General features: G+C 27.0%; 1 protein-coding gene. It reads right to left on the bottom strand.

Going from position 1 to position 522, the window contains the following annotated elements; genetic code table 11:
- The coding region (locus XO12_RS11190; protein ID WP_175420364.1) for an AAA-like domain-containing protein at nt 1-522 on the bottom strand (522 nt) is incomplete at both ends.

Raw genomic sequence — 522 nt, 5'->3', positions numbered from 1 at the left:
GGCACTTTTACACAGCATATGCCTTCACAATTGTCTATTACTCCGTTTATATATAAGAATTTTATGTTTTCATCATATATATTAAATTCTATATTATTTGGTTCAAATAATATTTTCATCATTAATTCTTTTTCTTTTTTCGCTTTGTTTATTATATTTGATATGTTTTTGTCTATATATACTCTCATATAATCATATAATGTTTTTTCAAAATGTTTTTCTGTTATTATTTTTTCACCTTTTGCTTTTTTCATTACTAAGTCATATGCAAGTCCATTGGTTAGTCCTGGTTGTCCTGCTGCGTTATGCCATATTAATTCTTTTACTTTTTCATCGAATATTTGTTCTGTTTCTGTTTCGTGTTGTGAAAGTAAATCATATACTTGTTCTTTTGTAAAGTATGGCACTTCTAAGTGTTCTGCTATGTTGAATGGACTGGCATTGTCTTCTAATATTCCACTTAGATATCCTACGCTTATTAATATTACACTTCTGAGTTTGTATATTTGTTTTTTGTGATAT

The sequence above is a fragment of the Marinitoga sp. 1154 genome, assembly GCF_013363285.1.
In the GTDB taxonomy this organism is placed as follows: Bacteria; Thermotogota; Thermotogae; order Petrotogales; family Petrotogaceae; genus Marinitoga.
This window is presented reverse-complemented; position numbering and strand designations above follow the sequence as displayed.